Annotated in this window: 21 protein-coding genes; 14 read left to right on the top strand and 7 right to left on the bottom strand. The window is 70.0% G+C overall.

All coding sequences use genetic code 11. The annotated features are described in order from the left end of the window. The first annotated feature begins 84 nt into the window (after positions 1–84). The 9 genes from IPI43_03860 (at position 85) to IPI43_03820 (ending at position 9,996) form a co-directional block, all read left to right on the top strand. Positions 85–1,332, top strand: a complete 1,248-nt coding sequence (locus tag IPI43_03860; protein MBK7773260.1) for a hypothetical protein — start codon at positions 85–87, stop codon at positions 1,330–1,332. Positions 1,333–1,337: 5 nt separating this feature from the next. Beyond that, complete coding sequence (locus IPI43_03855; GenBank protein MBK7773259.1) at positions 1,338–1,664, top strand: hypothetical protein; 327 nt, start codon at positions 1,338–1,340, stop codon at positions 1,662–1,664. Positions 1,665–1,923: 259 nt separating this feature from the next. Next, positions 1,924–3,516 carry a hypothetical protein gene (locus IPI43_03850; GenBank protein ID MBK7773258.1) on the top strand — a complete coding sequence of 531 codons (1,593 nt, stop codon included), beginning with the start codon at positions 1,924–1,926 and terminating at the stop codon, positions 3,514–3,516. Beyond that, on the top strand, positions 3,516–4,469 hold the full coding sequence (locus tag IPI43_03845) for a hypothetical protein (GenBank protein MBK7773257.1): 954 nt from the start codon (positions 3,516–3,518) through the stop codon (positions 4,467–4,469). The genes IPI43_03850 and IPI43_03845 overlap by 1 nt, the downstream gene beginning before the upstream one ends. Before the next feature lie 24 nt (positions 4,470–4,493). After that, positions 4,494–5,225, top strand: a complete 732-nt coding sequence (locus tag IPI43_03840) for a MotA/TolQ/ExbB proton channel family protein (protein ID MBK7773256.1) — start codon at positions 4,494–4,496, stop codon at positions 5,223–5,225. Further along, positions 5,174–5,599 carry a biopolymer transporter ExbD gene (locus IPI43_03835; protein ID MBK7773255.1) on the top strand — a complete coding sequence of 142 codons (426 nt, stop codon included), beginning with the start codon at positions 5,174–5,176 and terminating at the stop codon, positions 5,597–5,599. Before IPI43_03840 ends, IPI43_03835 begins: the two co-directional genes overlap by 52 nt. A gap of 10 nt (positions 5,600–5,609) precedes the next feature. Further along, the gene (locus IPI43_03830; protein ID MBK7773254.1) at positions 5,610–6,341 is read left to right on the top strand and encodes an energy transducer TonB; all 732 of its coding nucleotides are present in this window, start codon (positions 5,610–5,612) and stop codon (positions 6,339–6,341) included. After that, the gene (locus IPI43_03825) at positions 6,338–8,968 is read left to right on the top strand and encodes a TonB-dependent receptor (protein ID MBK7773253.1); all 2,631 of its coding nucleotides are present in this window, start codon (positions 6,338–6,340) and stop codon (positions 8,966–8,968) included. Before IPI43_03830 ends, IPI43_03825 begins: the two co-directional genes overlap by 4 nt. Continuing rightward, positions 8,956–9,996, top strand: a complete 1,041-nt coding sequence (locus tag IPI43_03820) for a hypothetical protein (GenBank protein MBK7773252.1) — start codon at positions 8,956–8,958, stop codon at positions 9,994–9,996. Before IPI43_03825 ends, IPI43_03820 begins: the two co-directional genes overlap by 13 nt. Positions 9,997–10,018: 22 nt before the next feature. On the opposite strand, the gene IPI43_03815 is transcribed toward IPI43_03820, so the two are convergent. The 7 genes from IPI43_03815 to IPI43_03785 form a co-directional block, all read right to left on the bottom strand. After that, positions 10,019–11,338 carry a porin gene (locus tag IPI43_03815; protein ID MBK7773251.1) on the bottom strand — a complete coding sequence of 440 codons (1,320 nt, stop codon included), beginning with the start codon at positions 11,336–11,338 and terminating at the stop codon, positions 10,019–10,021. A 119-nt stretch (positions 11,339–11,457) separates the two neighbouring features. Then, entirely contained in the window at positions 11,458–12,024 is a 567-nt protein-coding gene (locus IPI43_03810; protein MBK7773250.1) for a macro domain-containing protein, read from the bottom strand. A 114-nt stretch (positions 12,025–12,138) separates the two neighbouring features. Further along, positions 12,139–12,822 (bottom strand): outer membrane lipoprotein carrier protein LolA, encoded by a 684-nt coding sequence (locus IPI43_03805; protein MBK7773249.1) that lies wholly within the window; start codon positions 12,820–12,822, stop codon positions 12,139–12,141. Next, positions 12,806–13,792: a lipid A biosynthesis acyltransferase gene (locus IPI43_03800; GenBank protein ID MBK7773248.1), complete on the bottom strand. Its 987-nt coding sequence runs from the start codon at positions 13,790–13,792 to the stop codon at positions 12,806–12,808. Before IPI43_03800 ends, IPI43_03805 begins: the two co-directional genes overlap by 17 nt. Next, positions 13,785–14,411 (bottom strand): hypothetical protein, encoded by a 627-nt coding sequence (locus IPI43_03795; GenBank protein MBK7773247.1) that lies wholly within the window; start codon positions 14,409–14,411, stop codon positions 13,785–13,787. Before IPI43_03795 ends, IPI43_03800 begins: the two co-directional genes overlap by 8 nt. Positions 14,412–14,417: 6 nt before the next feature. Continuing rightward, positions 14,418–15,176 carry a 3-oxoacyl-ACP reductase FabG gene (gene fabG / locus IPI43_03790; protein ID MBK7773246.1) on the bottom strand — a complete coding sequence of 253 codons (759 nt, stop codon included), beginning with the start codon at positions 15,174–15,176 and terminating at the stop codon, positions 14,418–14,420. Between the two features lie 71 nt (positions 15,177–15,247). Then, positions 15,248–16,132, bottom strand: a complete 885-nt coding sequence (locus IPI43_03785; protein ID MBK7773245.1) for a hypothetical protein — start codon at positions 16,130–16,132, stop codon at positions 15,248–15,250. A gap of 187 nt (positions 16,133–16,319) precedes the next feature. Here IPI43_03785 and IPI43_03780 point away from each other — a divergent pair, with 187 nt between their 5' ends. The 5 genes from IPI43_03780 (at position 16,320) to IPI43_03760 (ending at position 20,258) form a co-directional block, all read left to right on the top strand. Continuing rightward, positions 16,320–17,066, top strand: coding sequence for a hypothetical protein (locus IPI43_03780; GenBank protein MBK7773244.1), 747 nt, complete (start codon positions 16,320–16,322; stop codon positions 17,064–17,066). Between the two features lie 170 nt (positions 17,067–17,236). Continuing rightward, positions 17,237–18,004 carry a hypothetical protein gene (locus IPI43_03775; protein ID MBK7773243.1) on the top strand — a complete coding sequence of 256 codons (768 nt, stop codon included), beginning with the start codon at positions 17,237–17,239 and terminating at the stop codon, positions 18,002–18,004. Positions 18,005–18,033: 29 nt separating this feature from the next. Next, a complete protein-coding gene (locus IPI43_03770; protein ID MBK7773242.1) occupies positions 18,034–19,362 on the top strand; it encodes a thymidine phosphorylase in 1,329 nt (442 codons plus the stop codon). A gap of 423 nt (positions 19,363–19,785) precedes the next feature. Next, positions 19,786–20,064 carry a type II toxin-antitoxin system Phd/YefM family antitoxin gene (locus IPI43_03765; protein ID MBK7773241.1) on the top strand — a complete coding sequence of 93 codons (279 nt, stop codon included), beginning with the start codon at positions 19,786–19,788 and terminating at the stop codon, positions 20,062–20,064. Further along, positions 20,061–20,258 (top strand): hypothetical protein, encoded by a 198-nt coding sequence (locus tag IPI43_03760; protein MBK7773240.1) that lies wholly within the window; start codon positions 20,061–20,063, stop codon positions 20,256–20,258. Before IPI43_03765 ends, IPI43_03760 begins: the two co-directional genes overlap by 4 nt. Positions 20,259–20,260: the final 2 nt, after the last annotated feature.

The following is a 20,260-nucleotide window of genomic DNA, read 5'->3' as shown; positions in this document are numbered from 1 at the left end:
GCTGGCACGCACCGTGCTCAGGGCGGGTGCGCGCCGACTTTTCGGCCCCCTCGACTTGTCCTTTTGGAGACGCTGGAGAAACCCATGAACCTTACTCGTAGGAGCCCAGGACTGGCTTGGATCGGCCTCGCCGCTCTGACCGTCTGTACGCTCGACGTGCGCTCGGCGGCCGCGCAGACGCCCGACTGTTCCACCATCTCGTTCGTCAACCCCATCTACGGCACCGGCGGCAGCGCCGCGCGCCCGCTGATCGGGAGCTTCGCCGTCGCGCTCCGTGGTGAAGCGGACCCGATCACCATCGTGTGGTCCGACCCCGGTGCCTGCAACGCCATGGCGGCCCTCGTCGGGCCCTCGGGTACGCCCGTCAACATCACCGGCACGGCCCGCTACTGGGACGCGGACGGCACCGAGCATCAGTGCATCCACTCGGGTGCGGGTGTCGCGGCCGACTTCGGTTACATGGCCGCGCAGCCCGAGGCCTGCGTGGGCTACTCGGCGGGACTCCCGAACACTATCGGCAACTTCGTCGGGCCGGTCACGGGTTGGCAGTTCATCACGCACCCGGACTCCAATCAGTCCGTCATCAGCGCCGAAGCGGCCTTCCTGGCCTATGGCTTTGGTGACGAGAGTCAGGCGGCGCCCTGGGATGACGAGGCCTTCCTCCTCTCCCGCAGCCCGACCTCGGCGGCGCTCTTGGCCATCGCGGCGGCGATCACATTGCCGCCGGCCCGCTTCCTCGGCACCGACGTCGTGACCAACCAGGCCATGATCGCCGGCGTCTCGACCGGCACCAATCCGATCACCAACGCAACGACCACCGACTACGCGTCCCTCTTGGGCTTCGTGAGCGTGGAAGTGGCCCAGGCAAACCGTGGCACGGTCAAGGCGCTGGCCTACCAGCACTTCGACCAGAACTGTGGCTACTGGGCGGACTCCACACCCACGGCCTTCGACAAGCGCAACGTCCGCATCGGCAAGTACTGGCTGTGGACCAACCACCGCTTCTTTGCGCCCGTGAACCCCACCACGGGTGCGATCACCAACGCGCGCGTGGCTCGCTTCGTCAACGCCATCACGGGTGTGGCCGCGCCGACGGCCCAGGTGCCGAACCTCGAGCTGATCATCGCCGATGGCACGGTGCCCGACTGCGCGATGCAGGTCTCGCGCGTGGAGGACTACGGTGCTCTCGCCTCGTACGCCCCGACCGCCCCCTGCAACTGCGTCTTCGACTTCCTCGCGACAGGTGAGACCACCTGCGAAGAGTGCACGCAAGACAGCGAGTGTCCGAACGCAACCGACGTGTGCCGCAGCGGCTACTGCGAGGCTTGGTGAACATCATGACGACAAAGAACATCCGCATCCCCGGCGCTCGACTCGTGCTCACCCTCACTTTCCTCGCGGCCGCGCTCGGCGTCGTCGGCTGTGGTGGTGACGGTGACAACAACAACCCCGACCAAGGCCCCGTGGACCTGGGACCGCCCGTCGACCAAGGCGACGAGGACCTGGGCACGGATGCCGGCGTGGACGCGGGCTGCTTCACCGGCACCCCCAGCACGTCGCTCGAGCTGATCAACGCGTGTCCCCTCACGGGGTGCGCTCCCTTCGACAACGAAGCCCGGCTGCCGCTGCTGGGAGACAACGGAGAGCTTCCGCCACTACCCTGAGACCTCGCTGTTCCACGACAAGCGCCGTCATCGAACCCTCGGTGGCGGCGTTCCTAATTGTCCGCAAAGAGAGCTGCACACAGAGGAACCAGAACACCGCCAGCACGGATCACGGGCTTTCTGTGCGTGCCGGAGCATTTGCTGGTTTGAGCCAGGAGGCTGGACGGGAACTTCTCCATACAAGAGCTTTCGCGACTGGCACCGTGCTTGCACAGGGGCTCGTTCGTAGCCGCCAAGACCGCGCTACCGAGCACCTCGAATGATCCATTCCTCGCCTCATCTCCCCGCGCGCGTACTCCTGCTCTCGCTCACCCTCTGCTCCCCTCTCGCCGTCAGCGCGCAGCCGGCCTCCGAGGGGGACGACGAGGAGGTCGAATTCGAATTCGAAGCCTCGGACTCGCCTCCGAGCGAGCCCCCACCCACGCCACCTCCGCCGACAGTGAACGCGGCGGACGAAGCTCGGGAGGCTCGCCTCGCGGCCCTCGAAGACGAGCTCGCGCGACTGCGCGCCCGCCTCGCCCAGGTGGAGCGCACCGAAGAAGAGGAACCCGAAGGCACTCCTCCCGCGACGGCTTCCACCGCCCCGCCACGTGCGGGTGTGGTGCTGGCGCCGCCCGGCATCTTGGCCGAGACCCGCACCCCGCTGGCGGTGAACACACGCGCGCGCACCGTCCGGGCACCCATCGGCCTCAGCCTCTCGGGCTACATGCAGGTGCAGTACGAGCGCACCGACCTGTCCGAGGACCAGCTAGCGCCGGGTGGTGCGCCGCTCAACGAGGACCGCTTCAGCATCCGGCGTGGTCGCTTGCGCCTGCGCGCCGCGCACGAGTGGGTGGCGGCCGAGCTCGAGATCGACGGGAGCACCACCAACGGGCCCACCGTCTCGGTGCGCCGCGCCAACGTCGCGCTGCTCCTGCGCAATGAAGAAGATGCCTCGGCGCCTCCGCACGCCGCGCTGACGGTGGGTCTCACCGAGCTGCCCTATGGCGTGGAGCTGCAGCTCGGTCAGGACGAGCAGCTCTTCATGGAGCGCTCGCTCGGCTCGCTGGCGCTCTTCCCCGGTCCCACCGACGTGGGCGCGGTGGTCAGCGGCGCCTATGGCCCACTGCGCCTCGAGGTGGCGGTGATGAACGGCACCCCCATCGACGACCGGGCCGGCACGCTGCGCAGCGATCCCACGCGCGCACCCGACGTGATCGGCCGCCTCGGGGTACAGCTCGGTGGGGGCCCCGAGCAGCGCTACGAGTTCCTCTCGGGCTTCAGCTTCCTCTCGGGCAAGGGCTTCCACCCGGGCCGCGACGCGACGAGCAACTCGCTGCAATGGATCGACCTCAACGAGGACGGCACCATCTCGCAGGACGAGCTCTTCTCCCTGCCTGGCCGTGGCGCCACGCCCTCGCAGACCTTCGACCGCTGGGCGCTCGGTGTGGACGTCGCTCTCGCCATCCACACCCCCGCCGGGGCCACGCGCATCTACGGCGAGGTCAGCATGGCCAACAACCTCGACCGAGGCTTCGCGGTGGCGGACCCCATCACCGCGGGTTCGGACCTGCGCCACCTCAGCGCGTATGTCGCGGTGGTCCAGGACATCACGCGCTACGGCATCTTCGGCGCGCGGTACGACTTCTACGACCCGAACATCGACCTCTTGATCTCGCAGCGTGGCTTGGTCTCGCCCATCCCCTCGTCGGTGCACACGCTCGCGCTGACCGGTGGCGTGCGCTGGCCCGGCATCGGCCGCGTCACGGCGCAGTACGACTTCATCATCGACCACCTGGCGCGTGGCGCGAACGGTCGCCCGGCGGACCTCAAGAACAACCGCCTCACGGTGCGCCTGCAGGGGGTCTTCTGATGAAGTCCGCAACCCTGCTGCTGCTCACCGGTGCCACACTGCTCGCGGCGTGTGGCGACGTGCAGCCCATCGGCGTGGACGAGCCGATCTACATGAACGGCGGGCGATTGCGGCGCGAAGCGCTGCCGGGCTTCCCACCCGACACCACAGACGCCACGGGTCCGCGCGTCGTCGCCATCGACGTGCTGAACACCGAGTTCAACCCCGGCCAGCGCGCTCGGTCCTTCGGCGGCACCGTGACCGATGACGCCTGGGCGATCGGTGTCCAGCTGGTGGGCTATGGCGACACCTGGTGGAGCAGGCCCGTGCTCGGGCGCGACCCGTTCGTGGTGGGCCAGCTGGTGTTCTCGTTCAACCTGGACTTCGGCGAGATCGAGCCCGGCCGACACGCGCTGCGCTTCGTCGCCGTGGACGAAGAAGGTCGCGGCGGCCGCCAGGTCGACTTGCCCATCTGCATTCGCAGCCCGGTGCCGGACAACCGCAACGCGTGCGACGCGACCCAGCGCCCGCCCGCCACCATCGTCTCGCTGCGCTTCTCCGCGGAGGCCAACGTGGACCTGGCGCTGGCCGGGCCCGACGGCGAGATCGTGGACGCGCGCCGCCCCACGGGCGCCGGCGCTGGACCGGTGACGGCGGAGGACCTGACCAACCCCGTCTTCCCGCGCTTCGGGCGCAACGCGCTGGCCAACTGCGTGTCCGACGGTCTCCTGCGCGAGACCGTGGTCTTCGCAGAGGACCCGAGCGAAGGCAGCTGGGACATCTTCGTGAACCTGTTCGACGCCTGTGGCCAGCCCGCGGTCACGTACGTCGTCGAGATCTACCGCCGCGTCGACCATGGCGACGGCACCTACTCCCTCGAGCTGACCGACGAGTACCCGGGTCAGCTCCTCGACCTCTCTGCCAACGGCGGGACCGAGCTCGGGACCTACCTCACCACACTGACCTTCCCTTAGTCACGAACACAGACAGGCCCCACCATGAACATCGTCGAACAACTGATGCACGTCGCGCTGCTGGGCAGCGCCTGGGTGCTCTACCTCCTCTTCGGCCTCTCGATCATCTCGATCGGGGCGATCCTCGAGCGCGCGCTCTTCTTCCGCCGCAACCGGCGCGGAGCCGCCGGCTTGCGCGAGGGCATCGACCAGGCCCTGCGTGGCCGCAGCATCGCGGATCTCGAGACCACGCTGGCCAAGTTCCAGTCGGTCGAGGTGGACGTGCTGCGTGGCGCACTCGACTACCGTCGCGGTGGCCCGGATGCCTTCCTCGAAGCGGTGGACGCGCGCATCGAGCGTGAGCGCGCTCGCCTCGAGAACAGCATGACCTTCCTCGGAACGCTCGGGAACAACGCGCCGTTCGTGGGGCTGTTCGGCACCGTCATCGGTGTCATCGAGGCCTTCCAGCACCTGAGCGCTGGCAACGGCGCGGGCATGGACAACGTCATGGCCGGCATCGCCGAGGCCTTGATCGCCACGGGCGTCGGCATCTTCGTGGCTCTCCCCGCCGTCGTGGCGTTCAACGTGGGCCAGAAGCGCGCGTCGGACATCGAGGGCGAGACGCTCTCGCTCGGCAAGCTCGAGCCGAGAAGGCGAGCCTGGGCTGACGCCGAAGCCGAGCCGAGCGGCACCTCTGCCTCGCCTTCGAAGGGAGCCGCTGAGCCATGGCCGGTACCACGCCCAGCGGCGGTGGCCGTCGTCGCGGCGGCGGCATGATCGTCGGCATCAACGTGACGCCCATGGTGGACGTGGTGCTCGTGCTGCTCGTCATCATGATGGTGTCCGCCACGTACGTGGTGGCGCAGTCGCTGCACGTGGACTTGCCCAGCAGCGCCAGCTCCGACAGCGCCGCGCCATCCACGGCCATCGTGGCCGTGCGTCCGGGCGGGGTGCTGGTCTTCAACGATCAGCCCGTCACGGAGGCCCAGTTCTCACAACGCCTGCGCACGGCCGCGGCGGGCAACCCCGAGCTGACCCTGGTGATCAGTGGTGACCGTGCGGCCGTGCACGGCGACATCGTGCACGTGATGGACCTCGCCCGGCAGGAGCACGTCACGCGCTTCGCCGTGCAGGTCGAGCAAGTGCGCTGAGGAGAACGCCGTGTCCCGTCGCATCCTTCTGTCCTTCTACGTCCTCTCGTTCGTCGGCCATGCGTCAGCGGCCGTCGTGATGTCTCGCATCGAGCGCGCGCCGGCGCCGCCCGAGCGCTACGAGGTGTTCGTGCAGGACCCGGCAACACCCGACGAGGTGGAGCCGCCGCCACCGCCGCCCCCCATCGAGGTGCCGGTCACGGAGCCCGTGGCTCGCACTCGGACCACCGAGCGCGCGGTCGCTGCGGACCCCGTCGCCGATGCGCCCGCTCCGACCGACGGCGCGCCCCCACCCCCCATGGCGTTCGGCGTGGTGCTGGGCAACACCGGCCCCGGCGGCATCGCGGTCGCCGTGGGTGACCCGGGCGGCGTGGTGGGCGGCACCGGCACCACCCGCACGCGCGTTCGGGCTGCTCAGGATCTCGTCGCGGCCGCCCCTGCCCCTGCGGGCAGCGAAGCCGAGGCCTGCGGGGGCGAGACGGCGCGCCCACGCCCCGTCTCCATGGCGCACCCGCGCTACACCGACGGCGCGCGCGCCGCCGCCATCGAGGGGCGTGTGCGCGTCCGCCTCGAGGTGGACGCCACGGGCGCCGTCACGAACGCCACCGTGATCTCGCCGCTCGGACACGGGCTCGATGACGCCGCCGTCCAGGCTGCCCTCGCCAGCCGCTTCGAGCCCGCGCTCGAGTGTGGCCGTGCCGTGGCCGCCAGCTTCGTCGTCTCCATTCGATTCACGCTATGACACGCCTCACTCCCCCCTTGGCCGCGCTCTCGGTGTTGATCGCGGCCGGCACCGCGCTGGCGCAGCCTGGCCCCACGTTGACCCGTGCCCCCGAGCTGCTGCAATTCGTCGAGGCCACCTACCCGGCCGACCAGGTGGACATCGCGGGTGAGGTGAACGTCCTGCTGGACATCACCATCAACGCCACGGGTGGTGTCGACGCGGTCTCGGTGATCGAGTCCGGCGGCGCCGCGTTCGACGAGGCGGCCCTCGCGGCGGCCCGGCAGTTCCGGTTCAGCCCCGCCGAGATCGACGGCGTGCCCGCGGCCATCCGCATCCAGTATCGCTACCGCTTCACGCCGCCCGCGCCACCGCCGCCGGTCATCACCACGGCAACGCTGGCCGGCGCCGTGCGCGACCGCGCCACGGGCGAGCCGCTTCCGGGTGTCACCCTGAGCATCACCGAGGGCCCCAACGTCACCACCGACGAGCGCGGCCGCTTCGTGCTCGAGGGCATCGAGCCCGGCGAGGTGCTGCTGACGCTCACCGGAGACACCATCGACTCGGTGCAGGTGCGCGAGGAGCTGGTGGCTGGCGAGCGCCTCGAGGTCACCTACGAGATCGCGCTGCGGGCGCCTCCCGCCGCGGAGGGCGAAGAGACCGATGACCTCGAGATCGTGGTCGTCGCGCCCGCGCTGCGCCGCGAGGTGGTGTCCACGCGCATCGACGCCGAGCAGGCGCGCTCGGTGCCCGGCACCGGGGGCGACGTCGTGCGCGTCGTCGAGAGCCTGCCCGGCGTGGGTCGCTCGGGCGCGGGAACGGGCCAGCTGATCGTGTGGGGCGCGTCCCCCGAAGACACACGCGTCTACATCGACGGCGTGCCGCTCCCTCGCCTCTATCACGAAGGCGGCATCCGCTCGACGGTGCACCCAGCCTTCGTGCAGGGCCTGACCCTGATCCCCGGCGGTGCGGGCGCGGCCTACGGACGCGGTCTTGGTGGTGTGGTGCTGGTGGAGTCGCGCGGCCCCACGGAGGACGGGCTCCACGGCAGCGTCGGGTTCGACATCTTCGACGTGTCGGCCACGCTGACCTACCGCGCGGAGAACGGCAGCTACGCGGGCGCCGCGGCGCGCTACGGCATCCTCGACCGCATCGCGCAGGCGGTGGACGAGGACGTGGACGAGTTCATCCCCATCCCGCAGTTCTGGGACGGCCAGGCGCGCGCGGGCTTGGTCCTCGCCAACGGCGGCACGCTCGACATCGTGGGCCTGATGGGCGGCGACCGCTTCACGCGCGTTCGCGAGAACGCCGACCCGGCGCTGCGCACCACCGAGAGCCGCTCGCTCGACTACAACCGCTTCTATCTGCGCTACCGCCACGAGGCGAGCAGCGGTGACACGGTCGAGGTGGTGCCCTTCGTGGGCTACGATCAGACCAGCCGCTCGAGCTCGTTCGGCCCCATCTCGGCGGAGGCCGCGCTCGACTCCGTGCGCATCGGTCTGCGCGCCAGCTACTCCACGCGCGCGGCCACGTGGCTCACGCTGCGAACGGGCATCGACGCCGAGCTGGTGCTCGGGCAGCACGAGCGACGTGGCTCGGTGGGCTTGCCCGCGCGTGAAGGGGACATCCGCGCCTTCGGTCAGCCGCCCCCTGACTCGCTCTCGGCCGACCGCTACGACACGACCGAGGTCGGCATCGCGCCATTCGTGGAGGCCAGCGCTTCGTTCTTCGGCGACCGCCTCGAGATCATCCCCGGTCTGCGCCTCGACACCTACGCCTACAGTGTCTCGAAGCGCCTCCCCGCGGAGGGCAACACCCCCGCGTCGGGCGCCTTCACGCAGGACCTGACGCTCGAGCCGCGCATCGCCGTCGCCGTGAACGTGATGGACGGGCTGGCCATCCGCGGCTCGATCGGTCGCTATGGCCGCATCGCCGCCGGCGAGGATCGCTCGGCGCAGTTCGGCAATCCCGCTCTGCCGCGGGCGCGCGCCACTCAGGCGCTGATGAGCGTCGCCGTCCAGCCCATCGAGGCGCTGGAGCTCGAGCTCACCGGGTTCGTGAGCCTGTCGAGCGCGCTGGCCATGCGCTCCACGCAGGAGCCGGCGGAGGTCGCGGGCGCGCTGACCGCGACGGGCGACGGACGCGTGTTCGGTGGCCAGGCCATGCTGCGCGCTCAGCTTCCGCACGGGGTCTTCGGCTGGGTGAGCTACACGCTCTCGCGCGCCGAGCGCCGCGCCGCTCCCGGCGAGGACTGGCGCCTGTTCGACTACGACCAAACGCACGTCGCCACAGCGGTGCTCGGCTGGACCGCGTCGTTCGGGCTGGAACTGTCGGGGCGCTTTCGCTACGCGTCGGGCTTCCCGCGCACCCAAGTCCTGGGGTCTTACTTCGACGCCTCGCGCGACCGCTACCAGCCGCTCTTCGGCCGGCACAACGGCATCCGCCTCGACCCGTTCTATCAGCTCGACCTCCGCGTCGGATACCAAGCCGACGTGCACGGGACCGAGCTGTCGGTCTACCTCGAGGTGCAGAACGTCACCAACCGCAAGAACGTCGAGGAGTACATCTACTCGCCGGACTTCAGTACCCGTCAGACCATCCGTGGTCTGCCCATCCTCCCCGTGGTCGGACTCCAATGGAACTTCTAACGCGCCCCAGCGCTCTCGCCGTCCTCTCCGTCGCCGTGCTCACGGGCTGCGTCCCGGACTTCGACGTGGACGAGACAGTCATCGTCGATCAGCAGGTCATCGCGGTGAGCGCCACGCCTCCCGAGGCGGCACCGAACGATCCCGTGGTCTACCGCGCACTCGTCGTGTCCCCGGACGGAACCATCACGGACGCACGGTTGGACTGGAAGCACTGCCAAGACATCAAGCCGCAGGCGGAGCTGGGTCCCGTCAGCGCGCGCTGCGTGCAGGGCGATCCGGAGGCCACGCTGCCCATCTCGGCGGCCGAACCGGTCTCTGCCACCATGCCCATCGACGCTTGCCGCTACTACGGTCCGGACTCACCGCCCACCAGCACGGGCGAAGCCGGACGCCCAGCGGACCCCGACGTGACGGGTGGCTACCGACAGCCCGTGCGCGTGGCGCTCGGGGACTCCGTCTCGTTCTACGAGCACCGCATCTCCTGCGGCCTCGCGGGAGCGTCGCAAGAGCAGTCGGCCGACTTTCGTCGGCGCACGCGCCGCAACCGGAACCCCGACATCGACCAGATGCTCATCGTTCGGGCGGACGCGACGGAGGAGGAAGTGCGCAACAACGACCTGGTCACCCTGGCGCCGGGCGAGGAGATCGAGCTGGTGGTGCGCTGGCCCGAGTGCCCCACCGAGGCCGTCTGCGGCGATGGCGTCTGCTTGCCCGACGAGAACGCCGAGGACTGCAGCGACGACTGCCGCCTCTTGCGCACGTGCGAGGGCGCCGAGACGTATGTCGCGTTCGACCCCCTCGAGCGCGAGGTTGTCACGCGACGCGAGTCGATGCGCGTGTCCTGGCTGGCCACGCAGCCGGGTCTGGTGCAGCCGCGCACGGGCGTGGCCGCAGACGACACCGCCACCGAGAGCCGCAACCGCTTCCTCGCGCCGACCACGCCGGGCGTGCTGTCGCTCTACGTGGTGCTGCGCGACGAGCGCGGCGGAACGACCTGGCAGACGCTGCAGCTCGAGGTCGTGCCCTGAGCCGCAGCCTGCTCGCCCGGCCTCACAAGAAGAACTGCGACTGGATGCGCACCTGGTGGCGGCCCTCGTCGAAGCCGTCGCCGTAGAGCCAGAAGTAGTCGAGCTGGATCTTGAAGTCGTGCTTCTGGAAGTACCAGTTCAAGCCGCCGCCCAGCTCGCCCTGGCGGCCGAGCGCGCTCACGCCGTTGCGTGACGGGCGGATCTCACCGAAGCGCGCGACCAGCTCGAGGTTGTCGGTGAACAGGTAGCCGGCCTGCACGAAGGCGCCGTAGCCCACGCGCGCGGTCTCGGTGTTGGCCGGGTCCATGGGGTCCGTGAGCACGTTGGCGCCGCGGGCCTGACGCATGAACGCCTGCGCCGAGAGCGAGAAGCCGCTCATCTTGAAGACCGCGTCGAAGTTGGCGTGCATGAAGTCGAAGCTGCCGAGCTGGTACGTCCCCTGGAAGGTGCTGCGCTCGCGCACCGAATTCTGGTTGTAGGCAAAGCCCGCCGTCAGCGCGAGGCGTGGCTCGGGGGCGCGGCCGTGGTCGCTCTCCACGTAGTCCTCGAAGCCGCCGAAGGGCAGATACGACACGCGCCCCACGTAGAGCAGGCCGAAGTCCCCCGTGATGCGGTTGCGGCCGTCGCCGCCGAAGACACCCACCGCATACGCCAGGCGCCCGTCGAGGCCGCCCACGTCGGTGGAGAACAGCTGGATGCCCACGTCGCGGTCCAAGTTGAACTCGCCCGTGACGATGGAGCGGTCCACCATCTGGAGTGCGCTCGACGAGTTCACGCGCTGGCGGTCGTGCGGCACCTTCATCTGGCCGAAGCGGATGTTCATGTCGCGCAGGCCCGACCAGTTCATGTAGGCGTCGCGCAGCGGCAGGCGCAGGTCGGACTCGGTGTCGCGGTTGGAGAAGCCGAGCTGCAGGTAGTACGTCCACTCGGGCCCGAACAGATGGCCCTGGAAGAGCAGACGCGCGCGGCGCGCCTGGAAGGTGATGGAGCCGTCGCCGCCCGCATCCGTGTCGCTCAGCGCCGTGGCCAGCAGCTGGGCGCGCGCGCGGATGTTCAGCATGAAGCGGCCATCGGTGCTCTCGATGCGAACGCCGCGCCCGAGCGAGGCCGTCACGCGGCCGGTGTCGTCGACAGGCGCCTCTTCGGCCTCCACCTCTTCGGCTTCGACGGCCGAGACATCCACGTCGGCCGGGTTCACTGGGGGCCCCGCGATGGGAGTGGCCACCGCCTGTGACTCGGGCGTGTCGTCCGGTGGAGCGATGGGGGTGGGCTGCGCCTCGGCCGTGGCGGCCGTCAGCAACAGGGTTAGCGCCAGGGCGCGTGAGCACGTCGTCTGTGACATGGCGCCGGGGATACGAGGCCCATGTGTCGCCCTCACGCCGGTTTGGTGTCAGCTATGTGACGCCACATGACAAAACGCACACTCACGCGCCCGCAGCGTGACGTCTGTGTCATTTTGACTCACTCCGTGGACGACAGCGCGTGGAGGAAACTCTCCAACGTGGCCGGGCCCGCCAGCAGGAAGCGGATGCGCGACGGGCCTGCCAAGTGACGCTGGGCGGCCACCGCGCAGCGCATGGAAACGCGCGCCACCATGCTGGTGCGATAGCCACAGGCCCCAGTGCCCAGCGCGGGCAGCGCCACGGAGTCCACCCCCAGCGAGCGGCAGGTCTCGAACACGTCCTCTAGGCAGCTGGCCAGCGCGGCCTCGGCGTGCTCGCCCGCCTCCCGCGCCTCGAGGAGGCCGCAGTGCACCACGTATCGGGCGCGCAGCGCATGGCCGGCGGTCACGATGTGGTCGAACGGGTTGAGCCGGCCGCCAGGCAGCTTGCCGACGCAGTCTTGGTACTCCTGGGCGAGGCCCGGCCCAGCGGCCCGATGGATGGCGAGCTGCGTGCGGCCGAAGCTCCCACAAGCCTGCCCAGCGGGCGCGATGATGGCCGCCACGTCCTCGTTCACCAGGGAACCCAGCACCAGCTCGATGGTGCCCTTGGTGCGTCCTTGCTCGCCATCCACGTTCGTCGTCATTGGCTCGCAAGGTCAGCAATAACCAAGCCAGTCAGAGATCGGGGCGCACCAGGCGGTTCCACGCGGGCCGCTGTGCTCCACCATGGCTCACCCGTGATCCGTTATAGCCTTCCCCTAGAGGCGGAACAGGTCCCGCGTCTCGGCGGCACTGAACCGACGTGCCGTGTCCACCTCGCTGAACGTGGTGGTGGTCAGGTCGCCGCTCGCCTCGCGCATCACCATCGTTTCGACGCGCGCTCCTTCACCCACCAGCTCCATCTCGGTGAGGAAGCGGCGCAGGTCCGCGTTGCGCGGCAGCAGCCGCAGGCGCCAGCGCTGACCGCCGAGGGCCTCGAAGCGCAACGTGAAGGCACGCTCGAGCGCGGCACGGTCGCCCGCCAGCACGTGCCGGAACGACGACACGAAGCCGCCCACCACCGCGTTGCTGCTGATGGGGATCTCTTCGCGGCGCCCGTCGCCCACGAACGTGAGCGTGTCGCCCTCGATGAGCGCGGCCGACACCGTGGGCGAGGTCACGCGCCGCATCAGCCGCCCGGGAGCCGTGAAGTACAGGACGCCCTCGCTGCGGATGGGCCGTACCAGGAGGGCGATCTGCTTCTCCTCCACGAAGCGCGCCGACATGCCCGTCATGGACGCGAAGCCGGCCAGCAGGCGCTCGAGAGTGGGGGCCGCGGGCTGCGCCTGCGAAGACGTGGGGCTGGCACCGGCGAGGGTGACGCAGCAGAGGGCGAGCGAGAGGGCGAGCAGGGGGCGGCGCATGGAGAGCTGCATGGACGTGGCCTCAGGGCTTTTCTTCACGGGGCCCCGGCTCGTTCGCGTCGGGCTTCCAGAAGTCGAAGAAGTTGAACCAGTTGTCGGGGGCCTTGCGCACGAACTCGGCCAGCAGGTCCGCGTACTGCTGAGCGTAGCGCGCGATGGCCTCTTGGCGCTCGCCGCGCGGCAGCACGATCTGCTCGGCGAACGGGATGCAGAACAGCTCGTAGTGGTTGCCGCCGCGGTAGAGGCCGGCCGTGAAGTACACCGGGCAGCGCAGCGACGCGGCGAGGATGTAGGGGCCGGCCGGCAGCAGCACGCGCCCACCCAGGAAGTCCACCTCCACCGTCTTGCCATCGGGCGGCGGGCGGTCCCCCAGGATGGCCACGAGGCCCCCCTCTTCCACGCGCTCGCGGATCTTGAGCATGAAGTCCAGCTGGTCGCCGCCGCCCATCTCGATGAGGCGCGTCTTGCCGCCGGGGTCCAGGTCCTCGAGCACGTCGTTGATGCGCCGCGCGTGCTGCGTGTAGACCACCGGGTACAGCGGCAGGGCCTCTTCGGTGCTCTGCATGCGCATGGCGTAGAAGCTGCCCAGGTGCGCGCCCAGGAGCACCGCGCCCTGCTTGGTGTCGCGCAGGCGCTGCAGGTGCTCCTTGCCGTTGCGGCTCACCCGGAACCAGCGGGTCTTGCCGCGCAAGAAGAACAACGCGTCCATGGTGGTCTGCACGAAGCGCAGCACGTGGTGGAACGCCGGCCGGAAGCCGAGCGGCAGCCCCAGGCGGCGCCGCAGCTCGTCGCCGGACTCGCGCGCCACACGCGAGCGCAGCGTGTAGTAGAGCGCCAGGAAGAAGCCGAGCAAGCGTGTGGGGCCGCGGCCGAAGAGCGTGGCCAGCACCACCACCGCCTTGATGCCCACGCGCGTGCCGTGCTCGGACACGTCTCGCCAGCGGCGCTGCGCGGCGACATCGGTGGGTGCCGTCACGGGCGCCGGCACCTGCGGGTCGGTCTCAGGCATGCGGGGGCCACACCTTCTTCAGCAGCCAGTCGTGCGGCAGGAGCCGGCCCGGGCCGTACTCGCGGAAGCGGTAGCGCCGCTCCAGGAACTCGGCCGTGAACATGCCGCCCATCAGCGCATAGGCGATGCCGCCCGTGTAGGTGGCCCAGCTGCGCACGTCGGCCAGCAGCGCGAGCGCGAGCGCCACGCTGCCGTTGACCACGAAGAACACGCACCAGCGCACCGTCCAGCGCCGGCAGTGGGCGCGCTGTGCCTCGCTCAGGTTGGGGTCCTGCATGCGCGCGAAGCGCTCGATCATGGGCAGGTCCGTGCGCAGCGTGCTCCCGAACGTGATCAGGAGCCCCACGTTGATGAGCACCGGCATGGCAAACACGAAGCGCGGGTCGTTCAGCAGCACGCCCAGCAGCAGCACGCCCAGCACCACCAGGGGCACCCGCAGCACGGGCCACAGCTCGCTGCGGGTCTTGCCGCGCAGGCGCAGCGCGATGCCGGGGATGAGCACCAGCATGACCAGCAGCCCCGTGTTGCGCGCGCTGGTGTGCGTGAGCGACCACCACACGGCCAGCGGGTAGGTCACCGCCAGCACCACGTTCAGGATGGTCAGGACGACGCGCAACACCTGCCGCTAGAGCCCGCCGCTGATGGACACGCACTGCCCCGTGATGTAGCCGGCCGCGTCGCTGGCCAAGAACGCCACCAGCGCGGCCACCTCTTCGGGCTGCCCGAAGCGGCGCATGGGGATGTGCTTCTTGATGATGTCGAGCGGCGCGTCCACCACCATGTCGGTCTCGATGAGCCCGGGGGCCACGGCATTGACGGTGACGCCGCGCTTGGCGCACTCGATGGCCAGCGCCTTGGTGGCGCCGATCAGCCCGGCCTTGGCGGCGCTGTAGTTCACCTGCCCGCGGTTGCCGATGACGCCGCTCACGCTGGACACGGTGATGATGCGGCCCTTGCGCAAGCGGATCATGGGCATGACCAGCTTCTGCGTGACGTTGTAGAAGCCGTCCAGGTTCACGCGCATGACGGGGTCCCACTGCTCGGGGGTCATCATGGGGAAGGCGTTGTCCGCCGAGACGCCCGCGTTGTTCACCAGCACGCCGATGGGCAGGCCCTCGGCGATGAGCGCATCGATGGCCGCGAAGGTGGCCTCGCGGTCCACCACGTCGAAGCGCAGCAGGCGCACGTGCCCGCCCGCCGCCTCGATCTCGGCCTTCACCGCCTGCGCCGCCGCGTCGTTGCTGCGGTAGTTCAGCAGGATGGGGTGGCCCGCCGCCGCCAGCGCCTTGCTGATGGCCGCGCCGATGCCGCGGCTCCCTCCGGTGACCAATGCCCACGGCTTCTTGGGCGCTGCCTGAGCGCCGCCTGCTGCAGTTGCTTCCATCGGGCTGCACTCTGACCGGAGGGCGCCGGCTTGGCCAGCGGCCCTGCGCCCCCTCCCCCTGCCCAGCGGCGCTACTCCGCGGCCGTACCCAGCTGCTCGCGCATGGCGCCCTGGATCACCGGGCTCCAGCTGCGCCAGCTGTGGTTGCCGGTGTACTCCACGGCCGTGTGCGGGATGCCCTGCTGCTCGAAGTGCTCGTGCAGCCGCTCGTTGGTCTCCTTGATGCCTTCGCGGTCGTCGCTGCCCCAGTGGATGGCCACGCGCGTGCCGTGCAGGTCGGCCACGCTACGCCACACCAGGAAGGGGTCGCGCCCGCGGATCTCGGCCTCGTTGGCCGGCCCCCACACGCGGTGCACCGGGATGAACAGCGACGTCATGCGGTCGGTCGCGAACGTCATCATCTGCTCGGTGTCGAAGATGGGGGCGCTGATGGCGGTGAGCGACGCGAAGCGCCCGGGGCGGTCCATCACCAGGCGCAGCGAGCCGTAGCCGCCCATGGACACGCCCATCACGTGGCAGTCCTCGGGGCACGGCAGCGTGTGGTAGCGACGCGACACCTCGGGGATGAGCTCCTCCAGGATCCAGTCCTGGTAGAGGCGCGTGCCGTCGTACCAGTTGGCCCAGAAGCCGTTGTCGCCCTGCGGGAAGAAGATGACGGCCCGCGGCAGCTCGCCGCGTTCGCTGGCCGCGCGGAATTCCGCAGGGAGGCCCTGGTCGTCGAAGGTGGCCGGGTCGTCGCCGCCGCCGTGCAGGAAGGTGATCAGCGGCAGCCGCTCGTCGTCACGGAAGTCGGGCGGCACCCACACCGAGTAGCTCAGCCGCGCGCCGCTCATGCGGTCGCTGCGCACCTGGTGGTACGTGAGCGTGCGCGGCGTGCCCGCACAGGAGGTGGCCAGCAGGGCGAAGGTGGTCAGGAGCAGGGCGGGCGCGGCGAGCACCCGGGGAGCGGCGGTCATGGTCTCACCTTACGTCATTGGGGCGGGCTGGTCGCCCGTGCGTCCGGGGTGGGGTCGCGCAAGTGCCGCGAGCGTTTCAACCGGAGACTCTCCGTCGCCTCCCCGCGCCGACGAATGGTGTACCCTTCGCCGCATGAAGCCGTGCGTCGCAGGGAGAGGGGTGGCTGGCCGCCCCCAGCTGGTCATCATGTCGCTGGTCGCAGTCACGCTCGCGAGCTGCTCCAACCCGTGGCTGCTCTCGGTCCCGTCTACCTCCCAGGGAGCTCTCCCCGAGGTGACGAGCGAGCGCGCCTCCATCGTGCTCATGTGGCCCTCTGAAGAAGGCGGCGGCTATTCGGTCAACGTCGTCGCCGCGGACACACACCAGGTCCAAGCGCAGCTCGATGCGGGTGAGTGGACGGTCATCGACGTGCCGGCGGGCGAGGTGGAGCTGTACTTCGCGCCGGGACACCGCCAGTCGTCACGCGTCCCCCGACCGGTGCCCGAGCTGCTCACGGGCGAAGTGGCCGCAGGTCGCGTCTACGTGGTGCGCTACGCGCCGGCGGAGCTCGATGTCGAGGTGCTGGAGGCCGGAAGCGCGCACTGGGCCCAGGTGGCCAACTGGCTCACGTCGCTACGCCGGGTCGACTGCAATCGGCCGCTGGCGGCTCGCTACTCGAACGAGCGCGGGGCCGCGCTGCACGCCGCGCACGCGGAGGCACGAGAGCGCTTCCTCCGAATGGGCACGAGCGCCCGCGGGCAGCGCACCCTCCACGCTGGGCGCCAACCCTTTCCACGCAGCCCGGCCATCGCCACGGTGCACTATCGCGCCGGTGGTGCGGTGCGCGGCGTGATCGTCGAGTACCTCCCGAGGCAGTCCATCACCGTGCACGGCCAGGGCGGCGCGCCCACGCAGGTTCCCATGCGCCTCGTGGAGCGGGTGGACTTCGAGTAGCGGGCTGTGCTGCCGGGCCACGGCGCCGAGTGTGCCGCCGGGCCAGACTGTGCCAAGCGCGGTGCGCCGGGGCGACACGGAAGGCGCGTTGACACCCCTGCAAGAGCGTCCTGGACCGCGAGAATGCTGTGGCGAACGCCGTGGCACGGGCACTGCATTGGTGGTCCCGCATGACACTCTCCATCCTGAGACGGCGTGCGGCGGCGTGTGCGCTGGTGATCTCCACGCTGGCCGCCGTGCTCGCGCTCCCACTCTGTGCCCACGCCGACCGCGGCACGGCCCGCCTCGTCTCGGGGGGTGTCGTCACGGGTGAGATCGAGGTCTACATCCCCGGCGAGCGGGTGGTCATCCGCACGGACTCGGGTGAGGTGCTGGCGCTCGACATCCGCGAGCTCACGGAGCTGCAGATCAGCCCGTCGCGGCCCGTGGCCCCGTTGCCCCGTTCGCCCGCTCCGCAGCCCATGCCGTCTGCTCCCGCAGATCTCGAGGCCCCGCCGGGCGCCACCTACGTCATCGTTCCGGGCTACGCGGGGAGCGGGACGCCTTACGTGCACGCTCCGCAGGGCTATTCACTGCAGGAGCCCGCGCGGCAGCCGCCCCCGGGTCGCCGGCCGAGCCTGTTCTGGCCCATGATGACCTTCGCGGGGTCCGCCGTGGCCTTCGTCTCGGGGACCATGCTGCTGATGAACTCGTCCTACTACTACTGCGACTCGTACTACGGGGACTGCAGCGGCCCCAACCCGCAGCAGGTGGGCGGCATCGCCCTGATGGGGCTCAGCCTGCCCCTCGTCATCCTGTCGGCCACGTTTCTGCTGCCCCGCAAGGTCCGGGCGCGGCGACGCCACCGCGCAGCGGAGCGTGACTATCAGCTCTCGCTCGTCCCGCAGGCCGACCCCCGCGCGGGACACTACGGCGCCACCGCCACGCTGCGCTTCTGAGACCGGGCAGTTGGCGATAGGCTCCCGGCATGAACGCCTCCCCCGAGCTCCGCACGGTCCCCGAGCTGATTGCCCACAAGCGTGACGGGGGTGAGCTCACCGACGTGGAGCTGCGCTCCCTGGTGAACCGCTACGCCACGGGCGAGCTGCCCGACTACCAGATGGCGGCGCTCGCGATGGCCGTCTTCTTCCGCGGCATGACCCCGCGCGAGACCACCGCCTACACGCTGGCCATGCGCGACAGCGGGCGCGTGATGGACCTGTCGGCCATCCCCGGAAAGAAGGTCGACAAGCACTCCACGGGCGGCGTGGGCGACAAGATCAGCCTGTCGCTCGCGCCCATCGTGGCAGCCTGCGGGGTGCCGGTGCCCATGATGGCGGGGCGCGGGCTCGGGCACACGGGCGGCACGCTCGACAAGCTCGAAGCGATTCCGGGCTTCCACGTGGACCTCACGCCCAAGCAGTTCCAGCGGCAGCTGGCCAAGCTGGGCTGCGCCATCATCGGGCAGACGGCGGACCTGGCCCCGGCCGACAAGCGCCTCTATGCGCTGCGCGACGTGACGGCCACCATCGAGTCGGTGCCGCTCATCACGGGCAGCATCCTGTCCAAGAAGCTGGCCGAGGGCTTGGACGGCCTGGTGATGGACGTGAAGGTGGGGCGCGGCGCCTTCATGAAGAACGTGGACGACGCGCGCGTGCTGGCCAAGAGCCTAGTGCGCGTGGGGCGCGGCGCCGGGAAAGACGTGCGCGCGCTGCTCACGCGCATGGACGACCCGCTCGGCAAGATGATCGGCAACGCGCTCGAGGTGCGCGAGGCGTTCCTCACGCTGCGCGGCGAGGGGCCGGCCGACTTGCTCGAGCTGACGCTCGCGCTGGGCGTGGAGATGCTGCAGCTGGGCGGTGTGGCCCAGGGCCGCGCCGATGCCGAGCGGCAGCTGCGCGCGGTGATGCGCGACGGGAGCGCGGTGCGCCTGACCGAGAAGATGGTGCGCGCGCAGGGCGGTGATCCGCGCGTGGTCAGCGAGCCCGACCGCCTACCGAGCGCCGAGCACCGGCTGGTGATCAAGGCGGAGAAGCACGGCGTGGTGCAGGCGCTCGACTCACTGGAGCTTGGCCTGGTGGGGGTGTCGCTCGGCGCCGGCCGCACCAAGACCGACGACGTGGTGGACCCGCGCGTGGGCATCGAGCTGGCCGCCACCGTGGGCGAGCGCGTGGAGGCCGGTCAGCCGCTGGCCTACCTGCACGTGAACGAGCGCAAGGGCCACACGCTGCACGTGGCGCGCGTGCGCGATGCGTTCGTGCTGGGCCCCAAGCCCGCCACACGGCTGCCGCTGGTCATCGAGCGCATCACGCGCTGAGGCGGTCGCGCGAGGCACGGCTGCGTGTCGCGCTTCAGGTGGGTGTCGCGCTGTGACGCACCCGGAGGGCATCGACGATCTGGCGGAATCGCAGTCTCGACTCGGGTTCAGCAGACGCGTCGTCAACCCGCTCGAGATAGGTCAGCCACCGCGATTCCTCCGTTGAAGCGATGCCAATCATCACATCCTTCGACTCGGGGCGTTCCCCTTCCGATACGAACAGGTTCTCATGGCCACTGTCGCGCGGGTGGTCCCATCGATCTCTGCAACCAGAACGAGCGATGTCGGTCCCCATCGAGGACAGTCGCAGACAGCGACCCACCGTCGCGCCAAATGTCACTCTGCACCAAGACAGCCACGCACGGAGTCGACATCACTTTCGGCACCCTTGCGGAGGTGTACATCTAGATGTACATTCATTTCGTGGCAAAGCAGTACTCCATCGCCGAAGCTCGTTCGAGCTTGCCCAGCATCGTGGACCAAGCAGAGGCCGGTGAGGAGATCGAACTCACACGGCGCGGTAAGCCCGTGGCCGTCGTGATGTCCGTGCACGAATTCGAGCGGCTACGTGGTGGGCGCGTGCCCTTCGGCGACGCCTTTCGTCGGTTCACCGCCGTACACCCGCCGCAGGAGTTGGGCTTGGACGACGACGTGTTCGCATCGGCGCGCGATCGTGACCCTGGTCGGAAGGTCGCGCTTTGACCGCCCGCTTCCTGCTGGACACCAACATCGTCTCATCGCCCATCTCGAAGCACCCCCCCCCCCCCGCCCCCGGGTGGGAAAGCCGGCCCTTCGTCGCGGCCCCCTGCCTTGACCAGCTGCGCGGACCTAACGTGAAGGACTTCACCCGCTTCAAGGGTGTCGAGGTGGAGAACTGGTCCAAACTGCGCGGCTGAGT

The sequence above is a fragment of the Sandaracinaceae bacterium genome (genome assembly GCA_016706685.1).
GTDB lineage: Bacteria > Myxococcota_A > Polyangia > Polyangiales > Houyiibacteriaceae > JADJJE01.
Note: the sequence above shows the minus strand (reverse complement) of the source record. Positions and strands in the feature narration are given on the sequence as shown.